This window comes from Xanthomonas bromi (assembly GCF_900092025.1).
Lineage (GTDB): Bacteria > Pseudomonadota > Gammaproteobacteria > Xanthomonadales > Xanthomonadaceae > Xanthomonas > Xanthomonas bromi.
Genome location: NZ_FLTX01000041.1, coordinates 1 through 22,672, shown reverse-complemented (window position 1 = coordinate 22,672; position 22,672 = coordinate 1). Strand labels below are relative to the sequence as shown.

Here is a 22,672-nt window from a genome sequence, read left to right as displayed (position 1 = left end):
TCCATCCGAGTCGTTTCAAGAGATCCCGCATGGCATGCTCCGGCGCAATGCCGGTACGACACCAGCAGGACAGCATGCACGGTGGCGCGGCATGACGTGTTGCGCTGCCAGCGCTGCGTGGTCGCATGCCTGCATGCCGGTGGCGATGACGTGGATCGAAGTGGCTGCCACTCCGCTGCAACATCGCTGACATATCGTGCGCGCGGCGCCACGCTGCGCCGCCGAAGGGCGCGCCATGCCGAACGGCCTGGACCCTGTGTCATCACCTCGCATCACTACCTAGGATCAACCCGCATGTCGTTGTACTCGCCTGTCTTTCCGTCGTCGGTGTCCGCGATTGCAGAGGTCGCTACGCGCCGTCGCACCGCCTTGCAGCGGACGCCGCTGGCACGTGCCTGCGCCGGCCTGTTGCTTGCCTCGCTGGCGGCAACCACGTCCGCGCAGCAGGCGCCGACGACGCAGGGCGAAGGCAGCCCGACCGCGCTGGATACGGTCACCGTCACCGCCGAGCACCGCGAGCAGAACCTGCAGGACGTGCCGGTGTCGGTAGGCGTAGTGCAGGGCGCGGCAATGCGCCAGTATACCGCCGGTGGCGACGACACCTTGCTGGCGCTGTCCGGCCGCGTGCCGGGCTTCTATGCCGAAACCACCACCGGGCGCATCTTTCCGCGCTTCTACATCCGCGGCCTGGGCAACATCGACTTCTATCTCGGCGCCTCGCAGCCGGTGTCCATCATCCAGGACGATGTGGTGCTGGAGCATGTGGTGCTCAAATCCAACCCGGTCTACGATGTGGATCAGGTCGAAGTGTTGCGCGGCCCGCAGGGCACGCTGTTCGGGCGTAACACCACTGCCGGCATCGTCAAGTTCGACACCGTCAAGCCCGGCGATACCTACACCGGCCGTCTCGATGCCAGCTACGGCAGTTACAACACCATCTCGCTGGATGGCGGCTTCGGCGGCCCGATCAACGATGTGCTGTCGTTCCGCGTCTCGGCGTTGTACCAGCACCGCGACGACTGGGTGGACAACACCTTCGCCGGCAGCAGCGCCGATGGCACGCGAACGCCGCGCAAGGACGCGATGGGTGGCTACAACGACCGCAATGCGCGCCTGCAGGTGCTGCTCAAGCCCAATGACGCCTTCTCGCTGCTGGGCTCGGTGCATACACGCGACTACGACGGCACGTCCACGTTGTTCCTGCGCAATGCAGTGACCCGCGGCAGCGACAAGGTGGACGTGCCGCGCGATCGCGTGGCCTACGACGAAGCGCACGACAACCCGCAGGCGTATCAGACCGATGGCGGCTCGATCAAGGCGATCTACGACTTCGGCGGCGTGTCGCTGACCTCGATCACCGCCTACGAAACCACCTCCGGCTACAGCCGTGGCGACACTGATGGCGGCGCCGCGGCCAACTACCCTGTCAATGGCGTGCCGAACGGGTTCGGCCAGTCGATGGGGCAGATTCGCGACCTGGACCAGTACACCCAGGAACTGCGTCTGGCCAGCGAAGGCGACGACGCGCTGCAATGGCAGGTGGGCGCGTTCTATTTCGATGGCCGCGACACCACCGATTTCTATCAGCGTGCGTATTTCCTGCGCACCGCCGCGCGCAATCCCAACAACTGGGTGCGGCTGCGCAATACCAATACCTCGTGGGCCGGCTTCGGTCAGCTCAGCTACAAGGCCACCGACGCGCTGACGCTGACCGCCGGTCTCCGCCAGACCAAGGACACCAAGGAAACCCGTCTGCTCAAGACCGCCGATACTGCCGCCGGTGTGGTGACGTATCGCGGCCGGCGCGACGTGCGCCTGTCCGACACCCAGCCCAGCTGGGATCTGAGCGCGATGTATGAAATCGACCCACAGCTGAGCGTGTATGCACGCGTGGCGCGCGGCTTCCGCGGCCCCACCATCCAGGGCCGCAGCGCGGTGTTCAATTCGGATTTCACCACTGCCGATTCGGAAACCATCCTGTCTTGGGAAGCAGGCATCAAGAGCAGCCTGTTCGACAATCGTCTGCGTCTGAATGTCAGCGGCTTCACCTACACGGTCGATGACATCCAGCTCAACGGCAACGATTCGGACGGCAACGGCGTGTTGTTCAACGCCGACAAGGCCAAGGCTTACGGGATGGAAGCGGATCTGGACTGGCGCCCGATCTCCAACCTGTCGCTCACCGCCGGGCTGAGCCTGCTGCATAGCGAAATCAACGACAAGCGCGTCTACGCGCAGGCTTGCGCGCTCAATGGTGTGGTGGTGTGCACGGTCAACGACCCGAGCATCCGCGTGGGTGCCAACACCTTCGCGCAGATCGACGGCAACCCGTTGCCCAATGCGCCCAAGTACAACCTCAACCTGGCCGCGCGTTACGACATCCCGATGGGTAACGACGGTGCGTTCTTCGTGTCCACCGACTGGAACAAGCAGGGGCAGACCAGCTTCGTGCTGTACGACTCCACCGAGTTTCGCGCCGACGGCAATTTCGAAGGTGGGCTCAAGCTGGGCTATACCGGTGGCTACGGTGCGTGGGAAGTGGCGGCATTCGCACGCAACATCACCAACGAAAAGAACGTCAAGGGCGTGATCGAAAACTACATGGCGGCCGTCTATAACGAGCCGCGCATCGTGGGCGTGTCGGTCAATGTCAACTGGCAGTAATGGGGTGATCGGTTGACTGCAGTCACTGCGGTGTATGCGCTGCAGTGCTGTCTCCGGTGTGGATACAGGCCAGCTGCGTGCATGCGCAGCTGGCCTTTTTATTGCGTCATCGATTGCTCACTACCGAACGCACCCAGTTGACGATCTGTGCGCTGCTCACCGCGCCGGAATGACGGCCGATCTCCTGCCCACCCTGGATGACCAGCAACGTGGGAATGCTACGGATGCCAAAGCGCGTCCCCAGCGCCGGATGCAGGTCGGTGTCCACCTTGGCCAAGCGCACCTGCGGTTCCAGTGCTGCGGCGGCTGCCGCGAATTGCGGGGCCATGCTCAGGCACGGCCCGCACCACGGCGCCCAGAAATCCGCCACCAGCGGCAGTGCACTGCGCACCGCATGTTTGTCGAAATCGGCCGCCGACAGTGCCACCGGCGTGCCCAGAAACAGCGGCTTATGGCAGCTGCCGCAGTTGGGCGCATCGTGCAGGCGCGTGGGGACGATGCGGTTCATCGCGGCGCAACTGGGGCAGGCGAGCAGAAGCGGTGCGTCGGTCATGTGGGTCTCCAGTGGGGCGTCGCCGCGTGCGCTGTCTCCGGCCATTGCTGGCGGCGCGCATGATGCATGCCGCCAGTTTAGCAATCAACCCAGGAGATTCCATGCCGAACGCCAGCGGTCGCATCAACATGCGGGTGCGTGGCAAGCCGCATGCCCGCATGCCCGCAGCCGCACGCTGCATCGCTCAGACCGATTGGCCGAGCGTCACGACCGGCACGAAACCACCGTAGATCATGCGCTTGCCGTCGAACGGCATCGGGTTGACGGACGGGTCCATGCGCGGGTCGTCCATCATCTTGCGCATGCCCTCATCGCGGGTGGCCTTGTCTGGCCATTCGATCCAGGAAAACACCACTGTCTCTTCGGCGCTGGCATCGACGGCGCGATAGAAGTCGGTCCATTGCCCCCGCTGGACGTCGCCGCCCCAACACTCCACCACGCGCAGCGCACCGTACTCCATGATGACCGCATCGCCCATACGGGCATGCGCGATAAATGCGCCCTTGTTGGCCGTCGGTACGGCAAGCACAAAACCATCGACATACGACATAACCACCTCCGCAGACAGGGCACACGGCGTGCACCTGAGATGACCAAGGATGTTGGTGCGACCAAGAACTGGAGAGCGGTGGGGCAGGAGCGTGCATCCAGCCACTGGCGGCCTGAGCATACGGTGCCTGCAACGCGACAGCACTGCTTGAGTCGGCTGTCACGTGGGCCGCCAGACGCGCTGCTGCGGAGTTCGCCGGCGCGACGGCAGCTGAGGTGATGGATGGTGGCGCCACCTCGCCAACGTTTTCGAGGAAGCGCCAATGCAACAACCAACGCGTGCTGGTCACGCACCTTCGCGCCCGCTCGCATTGCCCGGCGAGGAGAGGCGTGGCGGTCAGGCCGCCAGATTGTGGCGGCGCAGTCTGGCTTCGAACACCACGGCGCCGTCCTCGTTGCGCGCCTGCAGCGTGCCGCCGTGTGCCTTGACGAATTGGTCGGCGATGAACAGGCCCAGTCCCAGCCCCTGGCTGGCATGGAAGCTGGCCTTGAACGGTTCGAACAGGCGCGGCATCAGGCTGTCGGGAATGTTGCCGGCGTTGCGTACCGATAGGCGCATCGTGTCGTGTTCGCGTCCATCCAGGTGTACCTGCACCGGGTGGCGGCCGCCGTGCAACACCGCGTTGCCGACCAGATTGGACACGACCTGCGCCAGCCGGTCGCCATCGCCTTCGCCATCCAGGTCGCCTTCGGTGCGTAGGTCGATGGTGGTGTGCGGATTGGCCTGCGCCACTTCGCCCACGACACTGTGCACCACCTCGCCGAGGTTGCACGGGCCGAACTGCATCGGCAGGCCATCGGTACGCAGGCGCGAGAAATCCAGCAGTTGCCCGACCATGCGCGACATGCGGTGCGCACTGTGTTCCAGATGCTCCAGCGTGCGCGCAGCCGAACTGGCCGCATCGACGTCCAGGCCGAGCTTGTCCGCGCACAGCAGGATCACCGACAGCGGCGTGCGCAAGTCGTGGGTGAGCACCGCCATCATCGTTTCGTTGAGCGTCAGCGCGCGTTCCAGCGAGGCATTGCGTGCCTTGAGCAGTCGTCGCTGCTGGTACAACTCGATGAACACGTTGACCTTGCTCAGGATCACGTGCGGCTCGATCGGCTTGTGCAGAAAATCTACCGCGCCGGTTTCGTAGCCCTGGAAGGCACGCATCGGATCGTTCGGTGAGGCGGTCAAGAAAATGATCGGCACATGCCGGGTGCGCTGCGACCCACGCATCAACTCCGCCAGCGAAAAACCGTCCATTTCCGGCATGTGGACATCCAGCAGCGCCAATGCCACATCGTGTTCGAGCAACAGTTCCAGTGCTTGCGCACCGGATGCGGCAGACAGCACGCGGATGCCGTCGCGTTGCAGCAGCGCTTCCATCGCCACCAGATTCTGCGGCACATCGTCCACGATCAGGACCTTGGCCTGTTCGGTGTCGTCGCTGCTTGCAGCCAGGCCGGTCGCGGTGATGTTCATGCGTGAAAGGCTTCCAGTCGGGTGCAGATGGCCTGCAAGGTGAGTACCGCATCGGCGCCGGCGTGGGCGAGGGCGGCGGCGGGCATCAGCGACGCGACGGCGTCATCGGGGCGCTGGATCCAGGCGGTACCGCCGACAGCGCGCACCGCCGCCACACCGGCGCTACCATCGGTGCTGGCACCGGTGAGCAGGATCGCCAGCAGGCGCGCGCCGAACACGTCGGCAGCCGACTCGAACAAGGGGTCGATCGCCGGGCGAGAAAACAACACGGGCGCATCCATCGACAACGCCAGGCTGTCGCGGGTTTCCACCAGTAAGTGGTAGTCGGGCGGGGCGACAGTGACGGTGCCGGCCAGCAGCGGTTGTTTGTCCTCGGCCTCGCGCACCGGCAGCGCGCAGCGCGCATCCAGCAGCTCGGCGATATGGCTGGGACGGTCGCGCGGCAGATGCAGCACGACCAGCATCGGCACCGGCAAACCCGCTGCCAGACCGGACAACAACGCCTGCAAGGCCATCACGCCACCAGCGGATGCACCGATCACGATCGCGTCGAAATCCTGCGCTGCAGACAAGCGGTTCATGCGGCCTTCCGATACAGGCGTTGCTCGCGTGCGCAGGGTTCGAAGGCCTGCGCATGCGCGCCGAATTGCAGCGATTCCTTGCTACCCAGTCCGAGAAAACCGCGATGCACCAGCGCATCGTAGAACAATCCCACCGCACGGTCCTGCAACGTGCGGTTGAAATAGATCAGCACGTTGCGGCACGACACCAGGTGCACTTCGGAAAACACCGTGTCGGTGGCCAGGCTGTGATCGGCGAACACGATATTGCGCTTCAAGCGCCTGTCGAGCACGGCACCGTTGTACGCGGTGGTGTAGTAGTCCGACAGCGATGTGCGGCCGCCGGCGTCCAGATAATTGCGACTGAACTGCGCAATACGATCGATGCCGTAGGCACCGGCTTCGGCCAGGCTCAGCGCCTCGGGGTTGATGTCGGTGGCATAGATCACCGACTTTTCCAGCAGGCCTTCTTCGTGCAGCAGGATGGCCAGCGACCAGACTTCTTCACCGGTACTGCAGCCGGCTACCCAGAGTTTGATCGAGGGATAGGTCCGCAACACCGGCACCGCATGCTCGCGCAGCACGCGGAAATATGCCGGGTCGCGGAACATCTCCGACACCTGCACGGTGAAGAACTGCATCGCCTGCGCAAAGGTGTCCGGCTCGTGCAGAAGCCGGTGTTGCAGATCGGCCACGCGTGCGCACTCGAAACGCGCCATGGCGTGGCGCATGCGCCGCCGCAACGATGACACCGCATAGTCGCGGAAATCGTAGTGATAGCGCTGGTACACCGCTTCCAGCAGCACGCGCAGTTCCAGATCGAACAGCTCCACCGGAGTCATTGCCGCGAACACCACACACGGCACAGCGACACCAGCTTGTCCACATCGATGGGCTTGGCGATGTAGTCGTTGGCACCGGCTTCCAGGCAGCGTTCGCGGTCGTCGGCCATGGCCTTGGCGGTCAGCGCGATGATGGGCAGGTCCTGCCATTGACGGTTCGCACGGATCTGCTGCATCGCGGTGATGCCATCCATCTCCGGCATCATGATGTCCATCAGCACCAGGTCCACCTCGTGTTTGGCCAGGTGCTCTAGCGCCTCGCGGCCATTGCGTGCGATCTGCAAGGTGACGCCCAGCGGTTCGAGCACGCTGGACAGCGCGAAGATATTACGTACGTCGTCTTCGGCCAGCAGCACGGTGGCGCCGTCCAGCACCGCATCGCGGCGGCGCGCTTCGCGCAGCAGGCGTTGCTGATCGCTGGGCAACGAGGCTTCCACGCTGTGCAGGAACAGCGTTACCTCATCGAGCAGGCGCTCCGGCGAGCGCACGCCCTTGATGATGATGCTCTTGGAATACCGACGCAGGCGTTGTTCTTCATCGCGGGTGAGCGCACGCCCGGTGTAGACGATCACGGGTGGAAAGGCGACCGCATCGTTGCAGGCCATGCGTTCGAGCAAGTCGTAGCCACTGCCGTCGGGCAAGGTGAGATCGGTGACCATGCAATCGAAGGTGGAGCCTGCCAACTGCTCCATCGCCTCGGCAATGCTGCCGACCGCGACGATGTCCAGCTGGTCGCGCGCCAGCAGCAATTGCAAATTCGCACGCAATGCGCTGTCGTCTTCGACGATCAACAGACGGCGCACCGCGCGCGCATTGGTGTCTTCCAGCTGGCGAATCGCATCGGCCAGCAACTCGCGGGTGGCCGGCTTGATCAGATAGCCCACCGCGCCAAGCTCCAGCGCAATCTGGCTGCGTTCCAGCGCGGACACCACGTGCACCGGAATGTGGCGCGTCGCCGGGTCGCGCTTGAGACGTTCGAGCACGCTCAGACCGGATGCGTCGGGCAGGCCGATGTCGAGCAGGATGCCGCTGGGGCGTAGTTCGGCGGCAAGACGCAGGGCTTCTTCTGCATTGGGAGCTACCACGCAATCGAAATCGAGTTCGTGGGCCAGGTCCACCAGCGCCTGCGCAAAGCGGGTGTCGTCTTCCACCGCCAGGATCAGGCGGCCAGGACGACGACGTTGGTCGCGATCATCGTCGGCGCGCTGGATCGGTGACGCGTTGGACGATGCGATCGGCAGCGGGGCGATGTGGGCCGCCGCAAGAGAATGCGCGCCGGAGTGCGCAGCCGTCGACATGCCGCCGCGCTGCAGCACGGAGCCGCCTGTTGCCGAATGCGCTGCCGATGCGGCGGCGTGCGCAGCTGCAGCGGCAGCGCCGATCGCTTCCGCAGGTGCGCCCGTGGTGGGCAATTCCAGCGTAAAGCAACTACCGCGGCCCGTCTCGCTGTCCACCGTGATGCTGCCGCCCATGCGTTGCGCCAGGTCGCGCGAAATCGACAAACCCAGCCCGGTGCCGCCGTAGCGGCGGCGCGTGCTGCCATCGGCCTGACGGAACGCTTCGAAGATCACTTCGTTCTGTTCGCGCGCGATGCCGATGCCGGTATCGGTCACTGCAAAGCGCACCCGGCCCTGCGCATGCGCCTGGACCGACAGGCTGACCTTGCCGTGTTCGGTGAACTTGATTGCGTTGGCCAGCAAATTCTTGAGGATCTGTTGCAGGCGCTGGTGATCGACAACCAGCTGCACCGGCGCACCGGTATCGGCTGCGATCTCCAGTGCCAGGCCCTTCTGCCGCGCCAGCGGTTCGAAGGTTTCGCGCAGGCGTTGCAGCACCGAACTGGTGTCGACAGTGTCGTCTGCCAGTTCCACGTGCCCGGCTTCGATCTTGGATAGGTCCAGGATGTCGTTGATCAGCGTTAGCAGGTCGTTGTTGGACGACAGGATCGCCTGTGCGTACTTCACCTGATCGGCGCTAAGCGTGCCGTCCTTGTTGTCGGCCAGCAGCTTGGCCAGGATCAACGCGCTGTTGAGCGGGGTGCGCAGCTCGTGTGACATGTTGGCCAGGAATTCGGACTTGTAGCGCGAGGCGGTGGCCAGCTCGTTACCATTGCGCACCAGCTGACCTTGCGCAATCAGCAGCGTCTGCTTCTGCGCTTCCAGTGCTTGGGTGCGCTCTTCCAGCTGCACGTTGGTCTGTTCCAGTTCTGCCTGCTGCACTTCCAGATCGCTTTGCGATTGCTGCAGGCTGCGGCTCTGTTCTTCCAACTCCTCGTTGGCAACGCGCAGCTCTTCCTGCTGGGTTTGCAGTTCTTCGCTCTGTCGCTGCGTTTGTTCCAGCAACGCCACCAACTGCGTGCGCAGCAATGCGGTGCGCAGGGCCAGTCCGATATTTTCGCCGCAACGTGCCAACAGTTCCTGCTCGCGCGAGTCAGCGGTGCGTGGGTCGGTCACGCGACCGAGCTCGATGATGCCGATCACCAAGCCATCGGCGGTGACCGGCGCCAGCAGCAGCTCCTGGCAGCCGCTCTGGCCCAGTCCGGAGGCGATCTGCAGATGCCCGGCTTCCACGCCGCGGATGCGCCGCACCGTGGCACCGTGCAGCACTTCGCCAAGTTGGCCGGCAGTGGTTGGCAGCGTCTGCGGTAGATCGGGCGGCAGCGCCGCACCGCCGGTGAGTCGCAGGCGTTCGCCTTCGATGCGATACAGCGCGCCGATTTGCGCATCCAGCGTCTGGCACAGTGCGCGCACCGCCGCGTCGGCCAATTCCTGCGGCGCCTGGTCGCCGCGCAAACTGGCCTCGACGGTATTTTCTGCCTGCTGCAGCCACAGCGCGAATTCGGACTGCCGGCGTGCGCGGATCGCCTGCATCACCACCAGCGCCATCGCCAGAAACGACACGCCGCCAATGCTGCGGTTGACCGATGAAAAACTCGAATTGGTGCTCGGTGGTGCCAGCTCAAAGCCGATCGCCAGTAAAACGCACGACAACACGCCCACGATGAGCGGCACCTGCATGCGGTTCTGAAACACCGTGACGCCTACCGCCACGAAGTAGGTCAGCCACACCGCATACCCGAGCGGGGTGACCAACTCCATGCCCAGCGTGCCAGCCATCAAGGCCCCCGCGATGACCCAGATCCAGCGATCGCGTGTGGTCGAGATGGTGTGCATAAGGCGCGCGGACCAACGGAGAGGGCGGTCATGGTAGCCGATACGTTCACGCACAAATCGCCGCAAATCTGACGTTTTTGCGGCCGGGTTGGCTTGCACGCAACCTTCACGCGCCCATCACTAAGGTCGCGCGCTTTTGAAGGGGAAACATCGCGCGATGGATGCGGAAACGGCCGTCGACAGTGCAGGGCCGCTCTCTTACGCAAGCCGGCAGTGTCAGCTGTTGGTACAGAGCGTGTCCGATTGCGCGATCTACATGCTCGATATCGGTGGCCATATCCGCAGCTGGAACCCCGGTGGCGAGCGGATCAAGGGCTACAGCGCAAACGAAGTAATCGGTACGCATTTCTCGCGGTTTTATCTGCCGGAGGATGCGCAACGCGACGAGCCTAGCCGCAATCTTGAGATCGCCAGGCACGAAGGGCGCTTCGCTGCTGAAGGTTGGCGCCTGCGCAAGGATGGCAGCCGGTTCTGGGCCAGCGTGGTGATCGAACCGGTGCTGGAATTCGGCGTGCTGTTGGGGTTTGCCAAGGTCACCCGCGATCTGACCGAGCGGCATGAAGCGCAGCATTTGCTGCAACAGGCGCAGCAGGCATTGTCGCAGTCGCAAAAAGTCGACGCGTTGGGTCGGCTGACGCTAGGCATAGCCCACGATTTCAACAACCTGCTTACGGTGATGGTGACCAGCCTGGATCTGATCGCGCTGCGCACAGGCGAAGATGCACGCACCCGCATGCTGATCGAAGCGGCGCAAACCGCGGTGGACCGCGGCACCTTGTTGACGCGGCAATTGCTCGCCTTTGCGCGCGGGCAACGGTTGAACCCTGAGCGCCATGCCGTCAAAGACATCGTGACGCGTTCGTTGGAACTGTTGCGGCGTGCCTGCCCTTCGGCTGTGGGCTTGTCGGTGCAGTGTGCCGACGTAGTGCCGGATGTGCGTGTAGACCCTGGCCAACTGGAAGCTGCGTTGCTCAATCTGGTCTTCAATAGTTGCGACGCGATGCCCGCGGGCGGCGCCATTGTGTTGATCATTTCTGCCGCTCAGCGAACCGCGCCGTCCGACCCGCAAGGCGTGCAGCGACAGTACGTCGCCATTGCGGTGCGCGATGACGGGCCGGGCATGTCCGCGCACGTGGCGCAACGCGCCAGCGAACCGTTTTTCACTACCAAGGATGTCGGCAAGGGCTCTGGCCTGGGGCTGAGCCAGGTGTATGGCTTGGCATCCCAATCCGGCGGCTTCGTCGCGCTTGAGACCGCACCTGGATGCGGCACCACTGTCACTATGTTTCTCCCGGCCATCAAGGAGGCCGAGCATGACTGAATCCCTTCGCCTACTGATGGTGGAAGACCAAGTAGAACTGCGCGAATTGATCGGCGAAGCGCTGCGCGATGTCGGCATCAGTGTCGACACCGCCAACGATGGCCACAGCGCATTGCGCATGTTGCGCGACAGCGGCCCGTACGATGTGGTGTTTAGCGATATCCGCATGCCCAACGGCATGTCGGGCATCGAATTGAGCGAGCAGGTGGCGCAACTGTTGCCGCAGGCGCGCGTCATCCTGGCCTCGGGCCTTGCCAAGGCGCAGTTGCCGCCGTTGCCGGCTCAGGTCGATTTCCTGCCCAAGCCGTATCGCCTGCGCCAACTCATCGACATGCTCAAGAGCACCGCATCCAGCGTATAAACGCTGGATGCGTGTATTGCGTTTAGCGGCTCTGGTAACGCACCTTGTCGATGGCGACCTCCATCGGTGCAGCCGGCGGATCGGCCACCAGCATGAAGGATTGTTTGACTGCCTGCAGATCCAGATCGTCGAACGCACTGAATGGGATCCTGACCTTGTGCCAGGCGCTATCGCGCACCAAGCTGTACTGGTTGCCGCCAGCGACAAAATCCCTCCAGCTATTGCCGAAACTGGTTTTGATGCCGATCTGTTTTAGCCGAACTCGCTTACACGCGATTACATGGACTCTGCGCCCGTAGCTGGTGTGCTTAAGCGCAGTGCGCATTGCCGACCGCGCTGCATTACAGCGCCGCTCTGCTGAGGATGATCCTGTATCTGCTTGCTCACAGCGCTCAGTGCAGTCCAAGCGCGGTCAGCACCAATAGCTGGAGCATCAACGGCCGCGCCGTCATTGCCAGAAGCTGCGTGCCGCATTGCAATGCGGTACGCAGCAAGTGCGCGGTTTGGATAAGTGCGGCATCATGGCAGCGTGCTTACCAAGCAGATCAGTAACGCCATGATCGCGGCCAGATAGAGCATGCGTCTGAACTAGGCAGCACGGTCACAACACCGCTGGCTGTGCCCACTACGCCGCGCGCCTGAGCAGGCCGTGCGCAGCCACCGCAGGCGATCGCTCACTGCAGCTTGAGCATCACGATCGAATGCGCCGGCAGTGCCACCTGCAATGCCTTGCCTTGCACGCGAGCGCCCTTGAAGACAGCCGGCGCTACGGCACGCGGCTGCGCATAGGTGTTGTACGTGGTGATCGCCGGTGCCGTCAGTATCTGTCCCTCCACCGCACGCAGTGGTAGCCCGTCCACCTGTACGCTGACGCTCGCTGGCGCTATCGCGTCCAGGTTGGTCAGCGCGACATACACATGCCCGTCCTTTGCCCTGACTGCCGAACCATGCACCGCCGGCACATGCGTGTCGCCATGACGGTATTCCGGTGTCTGCAATTGCAGTGGCAGGTGCGTGGCGTCTTGGTAGGGCTTGTAGAGCGCAAACACGTGGTAGGTCGGCGTCAGCACCATTTTGTCGCCATCGGTGAGGATCATCGCCTGTAGCACGTTGACCATCTGCGCGATGTTGGCCATGCGCACACGTTCGGCATGCTGGCTGAAGATGTCGAGGTTAAGAGAGGCCACCAGCGCGTCGCGCAGGCTGTTTTGCTGCTGCAGGAAGCCGGGATTGGTGCCGGGCAGTGGGGCATACCAGGTGCCCCATTCGTCGACGACCAGGGCCACTTTCTTGGCCGGGTCGTATTTGTCCATGATCGCGCTGTGCTTGGTGATCAGCTCGTCCATCAGCAGCGTGCGCGACAGCGTCTGGATCCACGCGGCTTCGTCGAACGTGGTCGAAGAGGCGCGCGGCGGCCATCCACCCGGGATGGTGTAGTAATGCAGGCTCAGCCCATCCATGTACTTGGTGGCCTCGCGCATCATCACCTCGGTCCAGTGGTAATCGTCGTCGCTGGGGCCAGGCGCGATCTTGAGGATCTTCTGGTTGGCCGGCGACTTGACGAAGGTCTGGTAGCGGCGGAACACATCGGCCGCGTATTCCACGCGCATATTGCCGCCGCAGCCCCACACCTCGTTGCCCACGCCGAAATACGGGACCTGCCAGGGCGCGTCGCGGCCATTGGCGCGGCGCTCGTTGGCCAGGCTCGAGCGTGTCGGCGCGGTGATGTATTCGGCCCACTGCGCGATCTCGTCCGGCGCGGCATCGCCCACATTGCCGGCGATATAGGCCTGGGTCCCGAGCAGTTCGGTGAAATCCATGAACTCGTGCGTGCCAAAACGATTGGATTCTTCCACACCGCCCCAGTGCGTGTTGACCCTGATCGGGCGCTTGGCCGGCGTGCCCACGCCATCGCGCCAGTGGTATTCGTCGGCGAAGCAGCCGCCGGGCCAGCGAATATTGGGCACGGCGATGGCTTTCAATGCGGCGACCACGTCGTTGCGGTAGCCACCTGTGTTGGGAATCGACGAATCCTCGCCCACCCATACGCCGCCATAGATGCCGGTACCCAGATGCTCGGCGAACTGGCCGAACAGTTGACGCGACACCTGCGCACCGGGTTGGTTCACGCGTAAGGTGCCGCTTACCTTGACGTCGGCAGCGAAGGCGGGCGGCATGCTGGCAATCGACACGGCGACGAAAACGGCGTTCAACAGCTGCCTGCGCGATGTCCGCAACGCGAGGGAAATCCATTGCATCGGGTTGGTGCTCCTGTGCTGGTCGGTGGTCGGTCGGGTGCTGCTGCGAGGGGGCGCGCCGTCAGCCTAGTGCGGGTGGCGGCACTTTGTATTGCTGCAGCGCGACCAGTGCCGGCGAGCGCGGCAGTCGCTCGACCGCCGTCATCGCTTCGCAGGCAAAGGATGTGCACAGCAGCATGGTCGGCAGCCGCATCGTGCGGCTATGCTCGCAGGCTCCCCTCATCGGCAGGACGATCCATGCAGCGAGTGTTCGGGCAGTTGCCAGGCGGTGTCGAGGTCCACGCGCTCACGTTACGCAGCGAGGCCGATCTCGAAGCGGAAGTGCTCACCTATGGCGGCATTCTGCATACGTTGCGGTTGACCACCGCCCAGGGTGTGGTGCCGTTGGTGCTGAACCTGCCGGATCTACCCGCCTACGCTGCCGATGGCGACAGTCTCAATATCCTGGTGGGCCGCTTCGGCAACCGCATCGCTGGTGCGCGTTACACGCTGGATGGCGTCACCCATGTGCTGGCAGCTAATGAAGGGCGCAACCAGTTGCACGGTGGTCTGCACGGTTTCGGGCGACGCGTGTGGAGCGTGCTGGAGCAGGCGCCGGACCACGTGCTGCTGGGCTACGACTCGCCCGATGGCGAAGAGGGCTATCCCGGCAATCTACACGTGCGTGCGCGGCTGCAGCTTCACGGACTCAGCCTGCAGTTGGACTTCGAAGCGCAGTGCGATGCTGCGACTGCGTTGAATCTCACCCATCACCCCTATTTCAACCTGTCCGGCGACCCGCAGCTGCCCGCCGCAGCGCAGGTGCTTCGCGTGCCGGCCGATCGCTATCTGCCGGTGGATGCCGAGTCGATTCCCACTGGCCAGATCGCGTCGGTGGCCGGTACGCCATTCGATTTCCGCCAGGCTGCTGCGCTCGCCGACAACACCGACCGGGCGCATCCACAGATCGTCCTCGGCAAGGGCTACGATCATTGCCTGGTGCTGTCCGCCGACGCGGACTGTGTTGCAGAGTTGTATTCGCCGCACAGTGGCGTGGCGCTACGCATCCGCAGCGATGCCCCGGCGGTGCAGGTGTACGAAGGCCAACATCTGGACGCCCATCACCCCGGACTCGGGCGCGGCGTGTGCCTGGAGCCGCAGGGCTACCCGGACGCGCCCAATCACGCCAACTTCCCCTCCACCATCCTGCGCCCCGGCGAGACCTACCGCCGTCGTATCGTTTATCGCTTCGCCAGCCCCGGCCCGGATCAGTCGTGGGGCGTGGTCAGTGCCGCGCTGGATACCTGAGTAGGGCGTCGAGGATGGAATGCGATTGAGCTACGCAGCTACTGCTTGAAACAGGCATTGCTGCGTTCTGTAACCGCGTAGGCATGGTGTGCACTTGTTAGCTGGGGCGAAATCGGCATGCGCGCATCGCACGCCGATCCACATAGCCGTCAGGTCAGCCTGACTGTCGATAGACGCCGCAATGGCAACGCGAGTCCAGGCATGCGCTCTGACGCGCATCGTCCGCATCGTCGCAGGGATGCCCTATTTTTTATTTCAGTGACATCGACGTGCAGTGATCCAGGGGCGTCACACTCCGGCGTGCCGTCCCACGGCGATGACAGGCGGGATCGCTCCACGCCCACTGTCATCAGCGCGTCTCCAGCACCAGTTCGATGACGAACTTGCTGCCGAAGAACGACAGCACCAGCAACGCCATCGCGGTCAGCGTCCAGTGCACCGCCTTGCTGCCGCGCCAGCCATTGCGCCAGCGGCCAATCAGCAGCGCCCCGAACACGATCCACGACAGGATGCTGAGCACGGTCTTCTGCAGCAGCCGTTGCGCCAGGAAATCCTGCACGAACAACAGGCCGGTCAGCAGGGTCAGGCTCAGCAATACGAAGCCCACCGTGATCGTGCGGAACAGCAGCGTTTCCAGCTCGGTCAACGGTGGCAGTGCGCGCAGCCAGGTGTGGAAATCGCGGCGACGCAACGCGCGTTCCTGCAGCCACAGCATGATCGCCAGCAGCGCCGCGATGCCCAGCGTGGCATAGGCCAGCAAGGCCAGCCACGCATGCAATTCGAGCCGCCAGCCCAGATCCGAGCTGGGCTCGTGGCCGTAGGCGTGATAACTGGCCAGCAGGATCGCCGAGAGCGGAAACACCACCACGCCCACCGCCGCCATCCGCCCGCGGCCGCCGAACACTGCCGTCAGCGCCGCCATGCCAAGCCCGCACAATGACAGCGCCGCAAAGAAATGCATGTCCGGCCCGCCGGCGGTGCGCACGGCCACCAGCACGTGGTAACCGGTGTGCAGCGCCACTGCGGCCAACGCAGGCGCCAGCCAGCGCGCAGGTGCCTGGTTGCCATCGCGCAACACTGCCCGGGTGAGCAGCGCCGTGGCCAACAGATACAGGGCGAACGCAATGAGAACGAGTGTCATCGTGGAAGTTTCGCATATTGGCGGGGCGAGGATTGGGGATTGGGGAAGCGCTATTCGGAAAGCAGAAGCCGTGGGTCGCCAGAGGTGAGGTGGCGACTGTCAGCGGAGCGACCGTGGGCTGGGTGTGACCTTTAGCGCGGCTAACAAAACGTCGCGCGCGGTCGTCAGGTTCGTGCGGTTGGCGCATAGGATCCGGAGTGTGCAAGTGGCACACACCAATTCCGAGCACCGATCGCGCCTGCCTGGCGGCCGCGCAGGTGTTTTGTTAAACGCTCTTAACCGTGTTGTGCTGGTGGCTGCGCAGCCTGGCCGGCTCGGGCACGATCAGGCCGGGTAGGGAAGTGGCCCGGGCCGGCCAGGCCGGGGCAGGCCGCCAGCCGGTGCCGCTATAATCGGCACCCGTTTCCCCTTACGCGGTCCTTTGCGCATGTTCGAGTCCCTTACCCAACGTCTTTCCGGCACCATGGAGCGCCTGCGCGGCCGCGGCCGCCTGACCGAGGAGAACATCCGCGAAGCCACCCGTGAGGTCCGCATTGCGCTGCTCGAAGCCGACGTCGCATTGCCGGTTGTGCAGGCGCTGATCGAGCGCATCAAGGTGCGCGCCGTGGGCCAGGAAGTGCTGAAGTCGCTGACGCCGGGTCAGGCGCTGATCAAGATCGTCCGCGACGAGCTGACCGCCGTCATGGGCGCCGCCGCGGCCGACCTCAACCTCAATGTACCGGCGCCAGCCATCATCCTGATGGCCGGCCTGCAGGGTGCGGGCAAGACCACCACGGTCGGCAAGCTCGCCAAGCACCTGAAGGAAAAGCGAAAGAAAAAAGTCATGGTGGTCTCGGCCGACGTCTACCGCCCGGCCGCGATCGAGCAGCTCAAGACCCTGGCCGAACAGGTCGGCGTGTTGTTCTTCGCCTCCGATGCGTCGCAGAAGCCGGTCGACATCGTGCGCGCCGCCATCAGCGATGCGCGCAAGTCCTTCGCCGACGTGCTGCTGGTCGATACCGCCGGCCGCCTGGCGATCGATCAGGCGATGATGGACGAGATCAAGGCGCTGCATGCCGCGGTCAACCCTACCGAAACCCTGTTCGTAGTCGATGCGATGACCGGCCAGGATGCCGCCAACACCGCCAAGGCCTTCGGCGAGGCGCTACCGCTGACCGGCGTGGTGCTGACCAAGACCGACGGCGACGCCCGCGGCGGTGCCGCGCTGAGCGTGCGCTACATCACCGGCAAGCCGATCAAGTTCGTCGGTACTGGCGAAAAGACCGATGGGCTGGATGTGTTCCATCCGGACCGCGTCGCCAGCCGCATCCTGGACATGGGCGATGTGCTGTCGCTGGTGGAGCAGGTCGAGCACAGCGTCGATCAGGAAAAGGCCGCCAAGCTGGCCGCCAAGGTCGCCAAGGGCAAGAAGTTCGACCTCAACGACATGAAGGAGCAGCTGGAGCAGATGCAGAACATGGGCGGCATCCATGGGCTGATGGACAAGCTGCCCGGCATGGGCCAGATCCCGGACAACGTCAAGCAGCAGGTCACCGGCAAGGAAGTGCCGCGCATGATCGCCATCATCAATTCGATGACCAAGAAGGAGCGCCGCAACCCGGCCCTGCTCAACGGCTCGCGTCGCGCCCGCATCGCGCGCGGCTCGGGCATGCAGCCGGCCGACGTCAACAAGCTGATGAAGCAGTACCAGCAGATGGAAAAGATGATGGGCAAGCTGGCCGGCGGCGGCATGAAGGGCCTGATGCGCAACATGAAGGGCATGATGGGCGCCATGGGCGGCCGCGGCGGCATGCCGTTCCGCTGAGATCGCATCGCCACTGCGTCAGGTGCGCAATTTTGCAGGCGCGCGTGGCCTGCATTCACCTCGTCTGCTTATTCGCTTGATTGCGACGCCCGACAGCCGGTCGTCGCGCTTGAGAGCTGAATGAGATGTAGGCCTTCCTGTTCAGATGTAGAGGGCGGCCATCGCCGCCGCTCTCGACGCGCTGACCTCTGCGCCACGGCGGGCCCGGCAGCACCAGACTTGTAGCAAGCGCCTGCATCGCCATCGAACATCGCAGGTACCATGAGCCATCCCATAGCTGCCGATGGTGTTGATGAGCAGATCTTCGAACATGGATGTCTTCCAGCAGCGCTTCGGGCTGCGCCTGCCGATCCTGCTCAGTCCCATGGCCGGTGCCTGCCCGGTGCCGTTGTCGGCGGCGGTCGCCAATGCCGGTGGCATGGGCGCGATGGGCGCGGTGTTGTCGCAGCCGCAGGACATCGTGACGTGGATGGCCGCCTTTCGTGAGGTGAGTGCGGGCCCTGCACAGATCAATCTCTGGATTCCTGACCCGGCGCCCGCGCGCAGTGCGGAAGCGGAGGCGCGTGTGCGTGCGTTTCTCGCGCAATGGGGCCCACTAGTTCCCGAGTCGGCAGGCGACGCGGCGCCGGCCGACTTCGATGCACAGGTCGAGGCTGTGCTCGCTGCGCGCCCGGCGGTGGCGTCCTCGATCATGGGCGTATTTCGTCCTGACCAGGTGGCGCGATTGAAGGCCGCTGGCATCGCCTGGTTCGCCTGCGCCACGACCTTGCAGGAGGCGCGCGCGGCACAGGACGCCGGCGCCGATGCGGTGGTTGCGCAGGGCGCGGAAGCCGGCGGCCATCGCGGCGCGTTCGATGCCGGCCAGGCCGAGCGCCAGATGACCGGTTTGTTCGCGCTGGTGCCGCGCCTGGTCGACCACCTGGACATCCCGGTCATTGCCGCTGGCGGCATCGCCGATGCGCGCGGCATCGCTGCCGCGATGTCGCTGGGCGCAAGCGCGGTGCAGATCGGCACCGGCCTGCTGCGCACGCCCGAGGCCGCGCTACCGAGTGCCTGGGCCGACGCTCTGGCCCAGGCCGAACCGGAACAGACCCAGCTCACCCGCGCATTTTCAGGGCGACTCGGCCGTGCGTTGGCAACGCCTTATGTGCAGGCCGCCAACGCTGCGGATGCCCCGCCGCCGGCACCGTATCCGGTGCAGCGCGCGCTGACTGCGCCGATGCGCCAGGCCGCCGCCCGCGACAATTGCCTGGACGCGATGCAGGCCTGGGCCGGCCAATCGGCGTGGATGGCGCCCGCGCAGCCGGCCGGCGAACTGGTCACGCAGTGGTGGACGCAGGCGCACGCACTGTTATGTCGATGATCTTCTGCAACGGCGCACCGGCGAGCGCGCAACAGCTGGGTGCTGCGGCGCTGATCAACTACGGCCATTTCACCACGCTGCAGGTGCGTGGCGGTGCCACGCTGGGGCTGGACCTGCATCTGCAGCGGCTGCAGGAAGGCAGCCGCGCGCTGTTCGGCCAGGAACTGGAAACAGACCAGCTGCGGCTGCAATTGCACGCTGCGCTGGTGGCATCGGCCATGGCCGATGCCAGCCTGCGCGTCACCGTGTTCGCGCCCGATTACGATTTGCGCGACCCCTTGCGCGAGCTCGCGCTGGATGTGCTGGTTGCCATCTCGCCGCCGGCGGACATGCCCGAGACCGGGCTGCGCGTGCAGGTGACCGATTACGTACGCGAGCGGCCGGAACTCAAGCATGTCGGCACGTTTCCGCTGCTGCACCTGCGCCGGCTGGCCATGCAGGCCGACCATGACGATGTGGTGCTGCAGGATCGGCAGGGGAGGGTGCTGGAGGGCGCGTTCTGGAATCTGGGATTGTGGGAGCGCGGCGGGGTGGTGTGGCCGCAAGGTCCGGCGCTGCTGGGGACCCGGCAGCAGCTGTTGCAGTCCGGGCTGAAGACGCTGGGCATCGCCCAGATCAGCCGCCCGGTGGAGCTAAGCGAGCTGGACCGTTTCGATGGCGCGTTCGCCTGCAATGCGCGCGGGCAGCAGGCCATCGTGGCGCTGGGGTCGGCACGTTGGGGGCCGCACGCCGCGCAACTGCCGCTGCTGGAGCGGGCCCTGCAAACCCATGCCTGGCAAGCGATCTGAGCGATTTGGCGGCGTGGCGCTGGGCGGCTTGGCTTCGGCATCGGGGGCCGCTATAATCGCCGGCTTACCGCGCCACTCTGGCGACTGGGCAACTCAGGAAAACCACACCATGGTCAAGATTCGACTGACCCGCGGCGGCGCCAAGAAGCGTCCGTTCTACCACATCATCGTGACCGACGTGCGCAGCGCGCGCGACGGCCGCAACATCGAGCGCGTGGGTTACTACAACCCGGTTGCGCAGGGCGCCGAACCGCGCATCGTGCTCGATACCGCCCGTGTCGACCATTGGGTCGGCAACGGTGCACAACTCACCGACAAGGTGCGCAACCTGTACCGCGAAGCCAAGTCACAGGCCGCTGCGGCCTGATCTTGCGGGCCGGGCGTCGCCGCCTGGCCCAGAGTCGACACAGATGAAGCCGACCGAGCGCCGCATCCTGTTAGGCAGGATAGTTGGCGCTTTTGGTGTCAAGGGCGAGCTCAAGCTCGAATCCTGGACCGAGCCGCGTAGTGCGATCTTCCGGTATCAACCGTGGATCGTGCGCGCGCCATCGGGGCAGGAAACGGTCGTGAGCGGCGTGCGTGGGCGCGACCAGGGCAAGAACCTGATTGCGGTGTTCCCGGACGTGACCGACCGCGATACGGTCGAGGCGATGCACGGGACCGAGATCTACGTCGCGCGCAGCGCGTTGCCGCCACCCAAGCCCGACGAGTACTACTGGGTGGATCTGGAAGAGCTGCAGGTGGAAACCGTCGAGGGCGTCAAGCTCGGCACGGTGTCGCATCTGTTTTCCACCGGGTCCAACGATGTGGTCGTCGTGCGCGGCGATCGCGAACGGATGATCCCGTTCGTGTTGCCGGAGTTCGTCAAATCGGTGGATTTCGAGGCCAATCTGATCGTGGTCGACTGGGATCCGGATTTCTGATCGAAGCGGTGCGTCGGCTTCGCTCTTGCTCTACCCATTCCCCAATCCCGATTCCCGATTCTTACGTGCGCATCGACGTCATCAGCCTGTTCCCCGAGTTCATCGCGCAATGCGCGGCGTTCGGCGTGGTCGGGCGGGCGCAGGAGCGCGGGTTGCTGGAGCTGCAGGGCTGGAATGCGCGTGACCATGCGCAGGGCAATTACCGCCGGGTTGACGATCGTCCGTTCGGTGGCGGGCCCGGCATGGTGATGTTGATCGAGCCGTTGCGGGCCTGTCTGGACGCGGTGCAAGCCGCCGATCGGCGGCCGGCACCGGTGATCTACCTCAGCCCGCAGGGGCTGCCGCTCACGCAATCGCTCGCACGCGAGCTGGCGCAGTTGCCGCGCATGGTCTTGCTGTGCGGGCGCTATGAAGGGGTGGACGAGCGGTTTCTGGCGCAGGCGGTGGATATGGAAATCTCCATCGGCGACTACGTGTTGTCCGGTGGCGAGTTGGGCGCCGCAGTGGTGGTGGATGTGGTGACGCGCTTGCAGGACGGGGTGTTGAACGACGCCGAATCTGCAGCGCAGGACAGTTTCGAAGGGCCGCAGGGCCTGCTGGATTGCCCGCACTACAGCCATCCGTCGACCCATGCCTGGGGCGATGTGCCGGATGTGCTGCGGTCGGGTAATCACGCCGCCATCGCGCGCTGGCGCCGGCAGCAGTCGCTGGGCCGGACCTGGCTGCGTCGCCCGGACCTGCTGGACGAGGCCGGGTTGGACAAGAACGATCGCCGTCTGTTGGACGAGTTTCGCCGCGAACTCGACCCTGGCGACGATAAACCCGGCGACAAGAAATAGAGGGCTTCCCCCTAGCTCTTGCAAGATTGATTGGGGTACAATATGCGGCTTGCTGGCCAGCCTTGCGTCTGGCCCTCTTACGAATCTCGAGCAATCGCCGTGCGGCGACTGCCGGTCCAATATCACCAGACACGCGGTGCCCATCATGAGCAAACTCAACAAGACCATCCTGGCTGACTTCGAAGCCGCCCAGATTCAGCGCAAGCTGCCGGAATTCAACCAGGGCGACACCGTTGTGGTGAACGTCAAGGTGAAGGAAGGCAACCGCGAGCGCGTGCAGGCCTATGAGGGCGTCGTGATCGGTACCAAGAATGCCGGCCTGAACTCCGCTTTCACCGTGCGCAAGATTTCGCACGGCTTCGGCGTCGAGCGCGTGTTCCAGACCCACAGCGCCGTCATCGACTCGGTCGAAGTGAAGCGCCGCGGTAAGGTCCGCGCCGGCAAGCTGTACTACCTACGTGGCCTGGAAGGCAAGGCTGCCCGCATCAAGGAAGATCTGGCCGCCGCTGCACAGGCCAAGGCCGCTCGCCAGGCTGCTGCCAAGGCCGAGTAAGTCACACTGGCGGGCTTGTTCCGCCACTGCCAAACAGCCGCCTTCGGGCGGCTGTTTGCGTTTGTGGGAATGCATGTTCGGTGCGGTGCACATGGATCATGCAATCCGCTTTAGGGAATCCTTAAAGCGACCGCGTGTGCTCGATCGGGAATGGTCGAGAGGCGGAGCTTAGGCTGCCCGGGTTTCATGACAGTTTCTGGAGCGTGCGCCGAGATAACTGTTTCT

The 22,672-nt window shown here is 64.5% G+C and carries 21 protein-coding genes and 1 other RNA gene; 11 read left to right on the top strand and 11 right to left on the bottom strand.

Going from position 1 to position 22,672, the window contains the following annotated elements; genetic code table 11:
* Positions 1-294: 294 nt before the first annotated feature.
* Positions 295-2,664, top strand: a complete 2,370-nt coding sequence (locus XBLMG947_RS13560; protein WP_065469205.1) for a TonB-dependent receptor — start codon at positions 295-297, stop codon at positions 2,662-2,664.
* A gap of 106 nt (positions 2,665-2,770) precedes the next feature.
* Here the strand turns inward: XBLMG947_RS13560 and trxC are convergent, their stop codons facing one another.
* The 6 genes from trxC to XBLMG947_RS13530 form a co-directional block, all read right to left on the bottom strand.
* A complete protein-coding gene (trxC, locus tag XBLMG947_RS13555; protein WP_065469260.1) occupies positions 2,771-3,217 on the bottom strand; it encodes a thioredoxin TrxC in 447 nt (148 codons plus the stop codon).
* 184 nt (positions 3,218-3,401) lie between these two features.
* On the bottom strand, positions 3,402-3,767 hold the full coding sequence (locus XBLMG947_RS13550) for a DUF1428 domain-containing protein (RefSeq protein WP_065469204.1): 366 nt from the start codon (positions 3,765-3,767) through the stop codon (positions 3,402-3,404).
* A 336-nt stretch (positions 3,768-4,103) separates the two neighbouring features.
* Positions 4,104-5,234, bottom strand: a complete 1,131-nt coding sequence (locus XBLMG947_RS13545) for a hybrid sensor histidine kinase/response regulator (RefSeq protein ID WP_065469203.1) — start codon at positions 5,232-5,234, stop codon at positions 4,104-4,106.
* Positions 5,231-5,815, bottom strand: coding sequence for a chemotaxis protein CheB (locus XBLMG947_RS13540; RefSeq protein WP_065469202.1), 585 nt, complete (start codon positions 5,813-5,815; stop codon positions 5,231-5,233). Before XBLMG947_RS13540 ends, XBLMG947_RS13545 begins: the two co-directional genes overlap by 4 nt.
* Complete coding sequence (locus XBLMG947_RS13535) at positions 5,812-6,660, bottom strand: CheR family methyltransferase (protein ID WP_181093244.1); 849 nt, start codon at positions 6,658-6,660, stop codon at positions 5,812-5,814. The genes XBLMG947_RS13540 and XBLMG947_RS13535 overlap by 4 nt, the downstream gene beginning before the upstream one ends.
* The gene (locus XBLMG947_RS13530) at positions 6,633-9,809 is read right to left on the bottom strand and encodes a response regulator (RefSeq protein ID WP_065469200.1); all 3,177 of its coding nucleotides are present in this window, start codon (positions 9,807-9,809) and stop codon (positions 6,633-6,635) included. Before XBLMG947_RS13530 ends, XBLMG947_RS13535 begins: the two co-directional genes overlap by 28 nt.
* Before the next feature lie 157 nt (positions 9,810-9,966).
* Here XBLMG947_RS13530 and XBLMG947_RS13525 point away from each other — a divergent pair, with 157 nt between their 5' ends.
* Positions 9,967-11,130, top strand: a complete 1,164-nt coding sequence (locus XBLMG947_RS13525; protein WP_065469199.1) for a two-component system sensor histidine kinase NtrB — start codon at positions 9,967-9,969, stop codon at positions 11,128-11,130.
* On the top strand, positions 11,123-11,491 hold the full coding sequence (locus tag XBLMG947_RS13520; RefSeq protein ID WP_065469198.1) for a response regulator: 369 nt from the start codon (positions 11,123-11,125) through the stop codon (positions 11,489-11,491). Before XBLMG947_RS13525 ends, XBLMG947_RS13520 begins: the two co-directional genes overlap by 8 nt.
* Positions 11,492-11,513: 22 nt before the next feature.
* On the opposite strand, the gene XBLMG947_RS21645 is transcribed toward XBLMG947_RS13520, so the two are convergent.
* The 3 genes from XBLMG947_RS21645 to XBLMG947_RS23950 all read right to left on the bottom strand — a co-directional run bounded on the left by XBLMG947_RS21645 (position 11,514) and on the right by XBLMG947_RS23950 (position 13,942).
* The gene (locus XBLMG947_RS21645; protein ID WP_245228191.1) at positions 11,514-11,672 is read right to left on the bottom strand and encodes a hypothetical protein; all 159 of its coding nucleotides are present in this window, start codon (positions 11,670-11,672) and stop codon (positions 11,514-11,516) included.
* 493 nt (positions 11,673-12,165) lie between these two features.
* Entirely contained in the window at positions 12,166-13,749 is a 1,584-nt protein-coding gene (locus XBLMG947_RS13515) for an alpha-N-arabinofuranosidase (RefSeq protein ID WP_065469197.1), read from the bottom strand.
* Positions 13,750-13,810: 61 nt separating this feature from the next.
* Positions 13,811-13,942, bottom strand: coding sequence for a hypothetical protein (locus XBLMG947_RS23950; RefSeq protein ID WP_280643402.1), 132 nt, complete (start codon positions 13,940-13,942; stop codon positions 13,811-13,813).
* Between the two features lie 44 nt (positions 13,943-13,986).
* Between XBLMG947_RS23950 and XBLMG947_RS13510 the strand changes: the two genes are divergently transcribed.
* Positions 13,987-15,036: an aldose epimerase family protein gene (locus XBLMG947_RS13510; protein ID WP_065469196.1), complete on the top strand. Its 1,050-nt coding sequence runs from the start codon at positions 13,987-13,989 to the stop codon at positions 15,034-15,036.
* Positions 15,037-15,385: 349 nt separating this feature from the next.
* Here the strand turns inward: XBLMG947_RS13510 and XBLMG947_RS13505 are convergent, their stop codons facing one another.
* Together XBLMG947_RS13505 and XBLMG947_RS13500 are read right to left on the bottom strand one after the other, a co-directional pair.
* Entirely contained in the window at positions 15,386-16,177 is a 792-nt protein-coding gene (locus XBLMG947_RS13505) for a cytochrome C assembly family protein (protein ID WP_065469195.1), read from the bottom strand.
* 138 nt (positions 16,178-16,315) lie between these two features.
* Positions 16,316-16,391: non-coding RNA, sX9 sRNA (locus XBLMG947_RS13500), on the bottom strand.
* A 213-nt stretch (positions 16,392-16,604) separates the two neighbouring features.
* Here XBLMG947_RS13500 and ffh point away from each other — a divergent pair.
* From ffh to rplS, 7 genes are all read left to right on the top strand, one after another.
* A complete protein-coding gene (gene ffh / locus XBLMG947_RS13495) occupies positions 16,605-17,981 on the top strand; it encodes a signal recognition particle protein (protein WP_065469194.1) in 1,377 nt (458 codons plus the stop codon).
* 292 nt (positions 17,982-18,273) lie between these two features.
* Complete coding sequence (locus tag XBLMG947_RS13490) at positions 18,274-19,344, top strand: NAD(P)H-dependent flavin oxidoreductase (RefSeq protein WP_065469259.1); 1,071 nt, start codon at positions 18,274-18,276, stop codon at positions 19,342-19,344.
* A complete protein-coding gene (locus XBLMG947_RS13485; protein WP_065469193.1) occupies positions 19,335-20,132 on the top strand; it encodes an aminotransferase class IV family protein in 798 nt (265 codons plus the stop codon). The genes XBLMG947_RS13490 and XBLMG947_RS13485 overlap by 10 nt, the downstream gene beginning before the upstream one ends.
* A gap of 109 nt (positions 20,133-20,241) precedes the next feature.
* Positions 20,242-20,499 carry a 30S ribosomal protein S16 gene (gene rpsP, locus XBLMG947_RS13480; RefSeq protein ID WP_065469192.1) on the top strand — a complete coding sequence of 86 codons (258 nt, stop codon included), beginning with the start codon at positions 20,242-20,244 and terminating at the stop codon, positions 20,497-20,499.
* Between the two features lie 43 nt (positions 20,500-20,542).
* Positions 20,543-21,055, top strand: coding sequence for a ribosome maturation factor RimM (gene rimM / locus XBLMG947_RS13475; RefSeq protein WP_065469191.1), 513 nt, complete (start codon positions 20,543-20,545; stop codon positions 21,053-21,055).
* Between the two features lie 65 nt (positions 21,056-21,120).
* Complete coding sequence (trmD, locus tag XBLMG947_RS13470) at positions 21,121-21,894, top strand: tRNA (guanosine(37)-N1)-methyltransferase TrmD (RefSeq protein WP_065469190.1); 774 nt, start codon at positions 21,121-21,123, stop codon at positions 21,892-21,894.
* Positions 21,895-22,039: 145 nt separating this feature from the next.
* Positions 22,040-22,447 carry a 50S ribosomal protein L19 gene (gene rplS / locus XBLMG947_RS13465; RefSeq protein WP_065469189.1) on the top strand — a complete coding sequence of 136 codons (408 nt, stop codon included), beginning with the start codon at positions 22,040-22,042 and terminating at the stop codon, positions 22,445-22,447.
* Positions 22,448-22,672: the final 225 nt, after the last annotated feature.

Excerpts from the sequence above, each read along its gene's own strand:
- trxC (WP_065469260.1), bottom strand. The coding sequence starts at position 3,217 with ATGACCGACGCACCGCTTCTGCTCGCCTGCCCCAGTTGCGCCGCGATG.
- XBLMG947_RS13520 (WP_065469198.1), top strand. The coding sequence starts at position 11,123 with ATGACTGAATCCCTTCGCCTACTGATGGTGGAAGACCAAGTAGAACTG.
- rplS (WP_065469189.1), top strand. The coding sequence starts at position 22,040 with ATGAGCAAACTCAACAAGACCATCCTGGCTGACTTCGAAGCCGCCCAG.
- XBLMG947_RS23950 (WP_280643402.1), bottom strand. The coding sequence starts at position 13,942 with ATGCGGCTGCCGACCATGCTGCTGTGCACATCCTTTGCCTGCGAAGCG.
- ffh (WP_065469194.1), top strand. The coding sequence starts at position 16,605 with ATGTTCGAGTCCCTTACCCAACGTCTTTCCGGCACCATGGAGCGCCTG.
- XBLMG947_RS13540 (WP_065469202.1), bottom strand. The coding sequence starts at position 5,815 with ATGAACCGCTTGTCTGCAGCGCAGGATTTCGACGCGATCGTGATCGGT.
- XBLMG947_RS13545 (WP_065469203.1), bottom strand. The coding sequence starts at position 5,234 with ATGAACATCACCGCGACCGGCCTGGCTGCAAGCAGCGACGACACCGAA.
- XBLMG947_RS13525 (WP_065469199.1), top strand. The coding sequence starts at position 9,967 with ATGGATGCGGAAACGGCCGTCGACAGTGCAGGGCCGCTCTCTTACGCA.
- XBLMG947_RS13550 (WP_065469204.1), bottom strand. The coding sequence starts at position 3,767 with ATGTCGTATGTCGATGGTTTTGTGCTTGCCGTACCGACGGCCAACAAG.
- XBLMG947_RS13505 (WP_065469195.1), bottom strand. The coding sequence starts at position 16,177 with ATGACACTCGTTCTCATTGCGTTCGCCCTGTATCTGTTGGCCACGGCG.
- XBLMG947_RS13510 (WP_065469196.1), top strand. The coding sequence starts at position 13,987 with ATGCAGCGAGTGTTCGGGCAGTTGCCAGGCGGTGTCGAGGTCCACGCG.
- XBLMG947_RS13560 (WP_065469205.1), top strand. The coding sequence starts at position 295 with ATGTCGTTGTACTCGCCTGTCTTTCCGTCGTCGGTGTCCGCGATTGCA.
- XBLMG947_RS13485 (WP_065469193.1), top strand. The coding sequence starts at position 19,335 with ATGTCGATGATCTTCTGCAACGGCGCACCGGCGAGCGCGCAACAGCTG.
- XBLMG947_RS13530 (WP_065469200.1), bottom strand. The coding sequence starts at position 9,809 with ATGCACACCATCTCGACCACACGCGATCGCTGGATCTGGGTCATCGCG.
- XBLMG947_RS13490 (WP_065469259.1), top strand. The coding sequence starts at position 18,274 with ATGAGCAGATCTTCGAACATGGATGTCTTCCAGCAGCGCTTCGGGCTG.
- XBLMG947_RS13515 (WP_065469197.1), bottom strand. The coding sequence starts at position 13,749 with ATGCAATGGATTTCCCTCGCGTTGCGGACATCGCGCAGGCAGCTGTTG.
- rpsP (WP_065469192.1), top strand. The coding sequence starts at position 20,242 with ATGGTCAAGATTCGACTGACCCGCGGCGGCGCCAAGAAGCGTCCGTTC.
- rimM (WP_065469191.1), top strand. The coding sequence starts at position 20,543 with ATGAAGCCGACCGAGCGCCGCATCCTGTTAGGCAGGATAGTTGGCGCT.